The following is a 9,476-nucleotide window of genomic DNA, read 5'->3' as shown; positions in this document are numbered from 1 at the left end:
TCCGCGCCCGCCCCGCCACCACCGCGTCCACCCGCCGGTCACCGACCAGACTGGACAGTTCAGCCCGCTGCTGCTGCGTCAACCCCACGAGCCAGAGTCAATCACCACGAAGTAACACCAAGCCACGTAAAAGATCTCAATTACGCGACAGTAGTGGCGGCGCGCCTTTCGTTGCTGGGTACCGGTGCGGCCTCGGCCGCTGGCCGCCATGATCGTCTGAACAAGCTCAAAGTCGTTGACGGTGACGAGCGGTGGATGCGCGATCGTGTCGGACCACACCCAGGAGTCCTTGTCGTTCCAGCGCATCCGGGTCTCGTAGCCGAGGGCGACGTCATTGACGTCAAGGAGTACCTCGTCTTTACGCTGCTTGTTCCATACCTGCCGGCCGGTGTAGCGGGGGTTGGACAGGATGTTCTTGACGGCGCTCTTGGCCCAGCCTTCGCCGGTGCGGTGGGGGTTGCGGGCGGGGTCGGCGGCGGATGGTGAGGGGACGCTGTCGCGGGTGAGCGCCTCGGCGATGGCGAAGTAGCCGTTGTTGGCGAGGTACATGGCGAAGATGCGCCGGACGACGGGGGCGGTGGTCGGGTCGGGTTCCAGCTTGTGTAGCCGGCGGCCGTCGGCGGCTTTGCCCGGGTTCGGGTGCGGTCCGGCGTCGGCGAGGCGGTACCCGTAGGACGGGCGTCCGCCGAGGAGGCGGCCTTCGATTTTTGGGCTCTCCCGGCATGAGTGTGGGGTCATCCTGGCCGAATCGCGGCTCTCTCGTAGGGCAGGGTGAGGGTGATCGGTCCGCAGGGGGCCCGTCCGTGACCGTGCGGACAGCCGGAAATGCGTTTCTCCGATTGCAGGCACTTCGTAGGATCTCCGGTGATCAAGGAGGATGACACAGTGGGCGATTTCCAGCAGTTCGTGACGGATGTGACTATACGTCTGTCCGCGATGTCCAAAGGCGAGTTGTACGTCGTCGGCGACGGTCTCGACCGGGACTCACTCTGGCTCACCTTTCTCGATTCCTTCCCCGCCGGCACCAATCTCCGGTTCCGCGAGCGGTCCGAGTACGACTGCTCGACCTGCCGCGGGTTCATCAAGAACTTCGGTAACGTCGTCGAGATCCACAACGGACAGGTCCGCTCCATCTGGTCCGGGGTATCTGCATCCGACCCGGTCTTTTCCGTCGTCGCCGCCGCAATGGACGAGTTCGTCGGTACGCTGCCGTTGTCCACCATTTTCCGGTCCACCGAGGCGCAGTACGGGACAAGGACGACCCGGACGCTGCGCGACGGCCAGGTCGAGGTGTGGCACCACCTGCACGGCCGGGTGGAGAAGCGGCATCGCATCAAAGACGTCGGCGCGGCACGGGGCACCTTCGACGCCGCGGTGCAGGTGTTCCAGCGTGGCCTGGCCGAGCTGACCCAGCACGCTCTGGACACCGTCGTCGACCTCATCGACGACAACGCCCTCTACCGCGGCACGGAGCATCGTCGGGCGGTGACCGAGTTCCGGTCACTGCAGAACCGGTGGACGAAGGCGACCAACGGACGGGCCTTCATTTTCGCCAACGCCATGAACCCGGCGGCCCGCTTCCGCAACACGGTGATCGGCACCCTCGTCCAGGATCTCTCTGCGGGCGTCGACCTGGAGCAGGCGGTCCGGTCGTTCGAGACGAAGGTGGCACCGCAGAATTACCAGCGCCCCACGGCGTTGATCACCCCGGCCATGGTCAAGGCTGCCATGAAGACCATCGACGAGTTGGGCATCGAGGAGTCGTTGCAGCGACGGTTCGCCCGGCTGTCCGACGTGTCGGTCACCAACGTGCTATGGGTCGACAACGACACACAGTCGCGGATGAAGGACGGCATCGAGGGGCTGCTCATGCAGGCGGCCACCATGAGGTCGGCAGGTGCGCGCCTTCGTGACGCGAAGCCGGAGGAGATTTCCGTGGTCACCTTCATGAAAGACATCCTGCCCGGCGCCGCGACCATCGACCTGTGGGTCGCCAACAGCCACGAACCGCACTTCGTCAGTCTCACCACCGGCCGGCACCCGGCCGCCCCGCGGCTGTTCACCTGGGACAACGATTTCGGCTGGTCCTACAACGGCAACGTCACCGACTCGATCAAGGACAAGGTCAAGCGGGCCGGCGGCAACGTCACCGGCAAGCTGCGGGTGAGCCTGTCCTGGTTTAACCACGACGACCTCGACCTGCACGTGTTCGAACCCAACGGCGACCACATCTGGTACAAGGACAAGCGCAACAAGCTGGACGTCGACATGAACGCGGGCGGGACGTTCTCGCGCGAGCCGGTGGAGAACGTCACCTGGACCGACAACGTCCCCGACGGCGAGTACCGGATCGAGGTGAACCAGTTCAACAAGCGGGAAAGCACCGAGGTCGGCTTCGTCATCGAGACCGAGAGCAACGGAAAAATCGAGCATTACAGTCACGAGCGGGCGGTCGGCCACAAGGAAACCGTCGACGTGGGCCGGATGACGGTCGCCGACGAGGTAATCACCGCTTTCCGGCCGGGTAAGGACATGCAGCCGGGCAGCGCAGGCAAGGACCTCTGGGGAATCACCACCGAACAGTTCGTGCCGGTGTCCACCATCATGTACTCGCCGAACTACTTCGACGACGGCGAGGTCGGCAACCGCCACTACTTCTTCATCCTCAAAGGATGCGTGAACGACCAGCCGACCCGGGGAATCTACAACGAGTTCCTCCGCGGCGACCTGCAACCGCACCGCAAGGTGTTCGAGGTACTCGGCGATCGCACCAAGTGCGAGCCGTCCCCGGATCAGCTGTCCGGCCTCGGCTTCAGCTCCACGGTCCGCAGCTCTGTGGTCGCCAAGGTGACCATGACGGACGGACGGCGCCACCTCATCAGTATCCAGTTCTGATTTCCTACCCAGAAAATCGAAGAGAGGCCATCGTGACCATTTTTGAAGAGGCCACGCGGGAAAAATTCCGCTACCCGTCGACCAAGGGACTGCTGACCACGGAACAGCTGTGGGAGCTTCCGCTGACCGCCAAGTCCGGCTTCAGCCTCGATGACGTGGCCAAGGCGGTCAACGCCGAACTCAAGGCCATCGACACCGAGTCGTTCGTGGCCACCGAGACCAATCCGGCCAAGGCAACCTTGGAGACCAAGTTGGAGGTCGTCAAGCACGTCATCGCCATCCGCCTCGCGGAGGACCAGGCGGCGAAGGCAGCGGCAGCCAAGAAACTGGAGAAGGAAAAGCTGCTGGCAGTCCTGGGCCGCAAGCAGGACGCGGCCCTGGAGAACCTGACCGAGGCAGAGCTGCTGGCCCGAATCAACGACCTGTAGCCCGCCGACAATCAGCGTCTGCCAGCAGGCCCGCACATCGCCGAGAAGTAAGGTCGGCAGGCAAGACTTGCGCGACCAAGCCGGCGCTCAACGGCCACTTCTCGGCGAACTCGCATCGGTACGACAGCGGGCGCGACGCCCTCTCATCGGCTATGAGCGCGCACCACATCGGGTCGTGGAGGCGCGTCCGGCTGAGGAGGCTCGCACGCAGAGACGGGTCCCGAACACCTGGCTCGGGACCCGTCAAGTTCTGCTGATCTTCAGCCAAGTGAGATAGCGCCGACAAGGTGTCCCACATTGGGCATCGGTTCGTGTCAATCTTGGACACATAATTACCCCACGAAGCTCATTCGCAGTTGCTGCGGATGAGCTTCTTCGGTTTCCAGCGCCTGCTCGTCGGCAGGTTCGATGTTCCAGCTGATGCCGTTGGTCGCAATCACGAGCCGGTCGTGACGACGGCGCCGGGCAAGGTCTTCCGGAGTCGAACCCCCACGGCCGAGGGCGGCCTGCGGATCGGTGAGTTTGGCGAGGGCGTGGTCTTCCCGGACGTAGAGGTTCTTGGGTCGGGCGGCGTCCACGCTTCGGGCGCTGCTGCGGCCCGTGCCGGCAGCGGTAGCCCGGCCGGTCGTGCACCCAATGCGCGTCCATGCGGCGACGGCAGACGTCGCAACGCAGGAGTCCGGCGAACAGATAGGTGCGGGTACTGCCGTCCTCGACGGGGCGGGCGGCGCGGATCGCTTGCACGGCGACGAGGTCCTGTTCGCTGACGAGCGCCTCGTGCACGACGTGTTCGGAGATCACCCAGTCCTGGGCGGGGTTCCAACGCAGGATCGCGGCTACAGACTGGACAGTCCAGGCGTCGCCCTAGCGGTGCCGGTTGCGTTCTCGGTCGGCGCCGGACGGGCAGGGTACGTGGCTGTCGTTGAGCTGTCGGGCGATCCCGGCAAGGCTCCGCCCAGCCAGGCGCTGGGCGGACATCCACCGCACGTGTGGCGCGGTGTCCGGTTCGGGCTCGAGCTTGTGCAGGCGACGGCCCCATTCGGCGTGTACGCCGTTGGGATGGGGGCCGGCATCGACGAGCCGATACTCGTACGGCGGGCGGCCACCCAGGTACCGGCCTTGCTGACCGGCTTGTGCACGCATCGCCGCAAGCAGCCGAAACCGGGCCCGCAGCACCTCACGCTTCGACTGCGCCCCGAGCAGTCGTATTGCCGCCAGGTGGGCCGGATCGTCGAAGTCGACCGGCCCGTCGAGCTCGGGCAGCCACAGTCGCACCCGGTGCCGCTGGAAGACGGGCATCATCTGGGTCAGCTGATCGGCGAAGAAGGCGCGCTCGTACTCGCCGACCGGTGACGCGAGGGAGGCCGCAACGGAGTCGGCCATTCCGATGAATGGGATGGCGAACGTGTCGAGGTCCTTGAGGTCGAGTGAGGTGAACGGCGATGCCCTGTCCAGATCCTGGTGCTTGCCGCGCAACTCCTCGACCCTCTTGTCCAGCGACCGCGATTGCATTGCGGGCAGGAAGACGGATCTGAACAAGCCTTCAAGCGCCTTGATGATGGTCTCGTCACCAACCTCCATGGCCAACTCCGCGCCGGGAGCGTTTTGATGTGCTGGCCGGCTCGCTTGACGACTGCTGAGACCTTTCTGCTGTACGTGCTTTCACGCCCTTCTGGATGTCCTGGATGGCCTGGCCGGAGATGAACGGCATCCACCCTGCGAACCAGCCGGACAGGGCGAGGGTGCCGAGGACGATCGCGAGGTTGCGCCTCTTGGCACGAGCACGCCGCCGGGAACCGGAAACTCGGGCAGCAGGTGCCGGCCGATCATCGAGGTGTGCGCGAGTGAGGCAGCGCCGTTATGAGTTTGCACAGTCCCGACTCCAGCGACCAACGGTTTCACCACCCTCGACGCGCGAGAGACGCCGGACCGTCCTGGACGGGTGTACGTCTTCGTAGCGCAGCGGGGCTACCAGCGGGCGGATGTGACCGTGCCCGCGTACTCGCCGAGCAGATCGGCGTACATACCAACGTCCATGGTGTCGTAGTGGCAGCGTTCGACGATTCGGTTCAGCCGCTCGGCGATCTCGTCCGGGTCAAGGTCGAGGCGTTCGCACAGGTCACGGTGTACGCCCACGAGCGGCTCAGTGATCTCCTCCGGTTCGGTACGGGTGATGTGGTAGGCGTCGCGGAGGTGTCCGGATAGTTCGTCCCAGACGAGGATGGCCTCCTCGACCAGTTCAAGCGCAGTAGAGGTCGCGGGGCGGGCGCACAGGATCTCGACCTCGGCAGCCAAGCGGTGACCAGCGGCCTCCACATCAGAAATCTGCCACCTGTTACCGGTGGTCGTCTTCGACGCGTCCCGGACAGCAGCGCGGAAGTCGGCGAGACCGGACTCGTCGGCGCCGTTGAGCATGCCGGCCTCGCCCAGCAACAGGGTGGCGAACAGGCGGTCCCGAACCGCGTGCCCCGCCACCAGGTCCGCCAACTGGCGGGGCGAGAGGCGCTGCACCGCCTCAAGGTACTGGGCGCGTTCGGGCTCCGCGGGGACGGCGCCGGGTGGGGTTGCGGCGCCGGAGAAGGCGACGCCCGCGGTGAACGCGGTCAACGCTGTCGCGACCGCGTGTGCGCAAAGTTCATCCCCGATGATCCCGCAGTCGCAATCGCCGGTAAACACCCCGTCAACGATGCCCACCCACGGCTGGAAGGCGGCGCTGCGGTCGCGTATCACCGCCTGAAAACCGCCACCGGCCGGCTCCAACTCACCAACGCTGTCGTCGGTCAGCAGCCGTGCCGCAGCCTCACCCACGGCCGTCGGGATCGAATCACGAAACGCCTCAACATCGATGCGGACCGCCACGGGCGTTACCCTACCGGTCCGGTTATAGCCGAGCGGCGTCGAGCTTGGCTAGGAACGTCGGGCGACGCTTGTGTTCTGCGCGTAACGCTCGCAGGTAGGCGTCGAACTGGGCGGCCCCGCTGGTGGCCGTGTACGCCTCGCGTAGGCTGCGCAGCAGCGTGATCGCCTTGTCGTAGCGGCGTTTGTCGTACGAGTCCCGCAGTTGGGCGTCGATGAGCGCCCGATAGGGTTCCCGCACCTCGGCCGGGTGGGTCCGTCGCCGTAACTCCAGCAGCTCGACGCGTTGCCGGGCGGGCAACTCGTCCAGGCGCGTCAGCCCGGTGTGCCACGCCTCGTCGTCACGACCGGCCAGCACCAGCGCGTCGATCAGATCGGGCAGGTAACCCTCCTGCCGTGCGGCGCGGTCACGTACCACCGCCAACGCCCACTCGGTGTGCGCGGCATCCCGGTCGGTCTCGGCCACCGTCGCCAGCAGCGACCGGAAGTTGTCGATCGCCGGCCGGCCATCGAACGCCGCCCGGCGTTCGGCCACCGCCGCCCCAGGTTCACCAGTCTCGATCAGCAGCCGTACCAGCAGGTCGCGTAGCTTCACCGACTGGTAGCCGGACGGATACTCAACAAGCCCGCGTCGGGCCCAGTTGATCGCCTCGGCGAGCCGGTGCGCCTGCGCCAGTACCCGTACGATCCGCCCGTACTGGTCGGCGCTGACCAGGTGCTCCGCCAGTACCCGCACGTGGCGGTCCACGTCGCCGGAGACCTCGGCCAACTGCTCCCGCAGGTACCGCACCGCCCACTGCTGATGCCAGTTGTCGGGGTCGGCCGCGGCGGCACGCTCGTCGACCAACCGTGTCATCTCGGTCAGGCCCTTCGCCCCCAACGCCGGTGCCCACTCGCGCAGCACCACGTCCGGCCAGCCGGGGCCATCGCACACCAGCTTCACCAGCCACCGTGCCAGCCCAGCGGGCCGAGGCGGTGCGGCCTGGCACGCCCGGGCGTACACCTCCATCAGGTTCGCCAGGTCGTTGCCGAGCACCCCGGAGGAACTGTCCATGTACATCAGGGCGCTCGTCATCCGGTCGACCGCCTTGCGCAGCACGGGCACCGCGACCGCCGCCTCACCCGCGTCGATCAGTCTCTGGCAGCGGTCCGCGACCTCACGGGCGGCCCGGGAGTAGGCATCCCGGCCCGCGTACGGGTCACGGCGACGATCCCGTCGCAACCGGTCCACCAGCACTGCCAGCTCGTTCATATCCTTCGCCCTCACCGCTACATCACAGCAGAACACGCACGACAACTCGGGCAAGCCAAGCGGCATGACGCGGGGCCGCGCTGCCACCGCGACGCACGCTCACCAACCCCTCCGCCGGCACCCGGCGAAGCCGGCGCGGGTCCGCGACTCCCCCGCCGGCCGCTTCAGCGTCGCCCTAACCGCTCGTTCCCGCACCCGCCTGTCGCCGTGCATGCTCGCCACCGCGACAGCGACCGGTCCGGCCGGTCCCGAGGCGAGCCGGGCGGCCAACCGCGTGAAACCCGGTGAGCCTCCCAACCGCCCCCAGTCGCCTCGTCCACCACCACAAGGGCAGCCAGCCGAGATTCCGGATACCCCCGGTCGCCCGCAGCCCCGACGGTCTCGGTTGAGCCACGTCACCCACATGAGTGCCCCCGCCCTCGATCACAGCGCAGCGCCATCATCATGGCGACATGGCTCCCGCCTGGTAGTCGCTTGCCACGAGATCCTCATGGCAAGCGACACCTGGTCGCTCCGGCCCCGGCGGCGTTGCCAGGACCTCGTGTCACCTCTGCATGCGATGATGCGACCACAATGGCCGAGGTAGGCTGGCCATCAGCCCAGCGGGATAGCGCCGGAAAGCCGTGGGCCCCCCCTTGGGAATCGGTTCGTGCCGATCTCGGACACAAACCGGATCCAACGATGCGTGGCAGGATCTACATCCACCCGCGCCGTTTTTGCGTACGGGTCACAGGTCAGACGCAGCCCGAGGCTGCGGTACACCTCCATCTTGTGTTCAGGTCCGGTCCCCGGTCCAGGCCGCTTCGAGGATCGCGGTCAGGCTGGCGGTGTCGGTCGGGCCTGGATGGTTCTGGATCAAGCGGGTGACGCCACTGGCCATCTCCGCGAAGCGCGGGAGGTCGGCGCGTGCCACGCCGATGTCCGCCAAGGTGGGAGGGATGCCGATGTCGGCAAGGAGCCCGTCGAGCCAGGTGAGGAACGTATCTGCGGCCTCGGCATCCGAGGCGTCGGTCACGTCGAGCCCGCACACCCTGGCGAGGATGGCCAACCGGTCGCCGATGGCATCCCTGGCCGCGTCCAGCGCGTAGGGCAGTAGCAGCCCGACGCCCAGGCCGTGCGGCGTGTGCGTGGCCGCGCCGATGGGGTACTGGAGAGCGTGCGGGGCCGCGTTGCCCGCGTGGGAGAATGCGAGCCCGGCGAGCATGGAGCCGTAGGACATGTCCGCGCGCGCGTCCGTGTCGCCTCCGTCCCTGACAGCACGACGCAGGCTACGGGCGATCCGCTCCGCGGCGAGCAGCGCGTAGTGGTCGGTGATCGGGTTGCGGCCGAGGAAGACCTGCTCCACCGGGTCGCGCGGTCCGTGGGGCCGGGGTCGCGCGGTGTAGCTCTCCACCGCGTGACAGAACGCGTCGATGCCGGAGTGGGCCGTGACGGTCGCAGGGCAGGTGTAGGTGAGCTCGGGGTCGACGATGGCGAAGTCGGGCACGATGTGGACGCTGGAGACCCCCACCTTCAGCTCGCGGTCCGGGTCGGTCAACACCGAGACGGGTGTGAGCTCGGAGCCGGTGCCTGACGTCGTCGGGACCGCGACGAGAGGAATCGTCGGCCCCGGCACCTTCGACTCGCCGTAGAAGTCGCGCGGCGTCCCACCGTGGCGCCGGATGACGCCGACGATCTTGGCGAGGTCGATCACCGAGCCGCCCCCGATGGCGAGGATCACGTTGGCGTCCACCTCGGCGGCGACCGAGACGGCCAGGGCGACATCGGCGAGTGGCACGTCCGGAGTCGCGCCGGAAAACACCTCGACGACCTCGACCTTTTCCCGCACGGCGGCCACGATCTCGGCCACGCCCGGCTGCCTGAGAAGGACCTGGTCGGTCACGATGAGGACTCGCGAGCCACTCTCGGCCACCACTCGTGGGATGTTCTGCGCGACCCCTTCGCCCACTATCAGCTGGCGTGGTCCGCGGACGGTCTCAAGCATGTCAGTGCCCTTCCGGAACGTCGGCGGCGATGTGCTGGGGGGAAGTCCAGGTCAGCTGCGA

8 protein-coding genes are annotated in these 9,476 nt (G+C 67.0%); 2 read left to right on the top strand and 6 right to left on the bottom strand.

Translation table 11 applies throughout. The features are described from left to right. Positions 1 to 78: 78 nt before the first annotated feature. Positions 79 to 738, bottom strand: a complete 660-nt coding sequence (locus tag ABGB21_RS34395; protein ID WP_347658479.1) for a recombinase family protein — start codon at positions 736 to 738, stop codon at positions 79 to 81. Positions 739 to 885: 147 nt separating this feature from the next. On the opposite strand from ABGB21_RS34395, the gene ABGB21_RS34390 reads away from it, so the two are divergent. Together ABGB21_RS34390 and ABGB21_RS34385 are read left to right on the top strand one after the other, a co-directional pair. Next, the gene (locus tag ABGB21_RS34390; RefSeq protein ID WP_347658482.1) at positions 886 to 2,895 is read left to right on the top strand and encodes a hypothetical protein; all 2,010 of its coding nucleotides are present in this window, start codon (positions 886 to 888) and stop codon (positions 2,893 to 2,895) included. Positions 2,896 to 2,927: 32 nt separating this feature from the next. Further along, positions 2,928 to 3,323, top strand: coding sequence for a hypothetical protein (locus tag ABGB21_RS34385; RefSeq protein WP_347681332.1), 396 nt, complete (start codon positions 2,928 to 2,930; stop codon positions 3,321 to 3,323). A 332-nt stretch (positions 3,324 to 3,655) separates the two neighbouring features. On the opposite strand, the gene ABGB21_RS34380 is transcribed toward ABGB21_RS34385, so the two are convergent. The 5 genes from ABGB21_RS34380 to ABGB21_RS34360 form a co-directional block, all read right to left on the bottom strand. Next, positions 3,656 to 3,901 (bottom strand): hypothetical protein, encoded by a 246-nt coding sequence (locus tag ABGB21_RS34380; protein ID WP_347658477.1) that lies wholly within the window; start codon positions 3,899 to 3,901, stop codon positions 3,656 to 3,658. A 286-nt stretch (positions 3,902 to 4,187) separates the two neighbouring features. Beyond that, the gene (locus ABGB21_RS34375; protein WP_347658476.1) at positions 4,188 to 4,904 is read right to left on the bottom strand and encodes a hypothetical protein; all 717 of its coding nucleotides are present in this window, start codon (positions 4,902 to 4,904) and stop codon (positions 4,188 to 4,190) included. Positions 4,905 to 5,291: 387 nt separating this feature from the next. Then, complete coding sequence (locus tag ABGB21_RS34370) at positions 5,292 to 6,182, bottom strand: hypothetical protein (RefSeq protein ID WP_347658475.1); 891 nt, start codon at positions 6,180 to 6,182, stop codon at positions 5,292 to 5,294. A gap of 22 nt (positions 6,183 to 6,204) precedes the next feature. Further along, on the bottom strand, positions 6,205 to 7,431 hold the full coding sequence (locus ABGB21_RS34365; RefSeq protein WP_347658473.1) for a hypothetical protein: 1,227 nt from the start codon (positions 7,429 to 7,431) through the stop codon (positions 6,205 to 6,207). 775 nt (positions 7,432 to 8,206) lie between these two features. Then, complete coding sequence (locus ABGB21_RS34360) at positions 8,207 to 9,415, bottom strand: iron-containing alcohol dehydrogenase (protein ID WP_347658472.1); 1,209 nt, start codon at positions 9,413 to 9,415, stop codon at positions 8,207 to 8,209. Between the last annotated feature and the right edge of the window lie 61 nt (positions 9,416 to 9,476).

Origin of the sequence: Plantactinospora sp. B24E8 (assembly GCF_039871735.1) — a bacterium.
Classification (GTDB): Bacteria; Actinomycetota; Actinomycetes; order Mycobacteriales; family Micromonosporaceae; genus Plantactinospora.
This window is presented reverse-complemented; position numbering and strand designations above follow the sequence as displayed.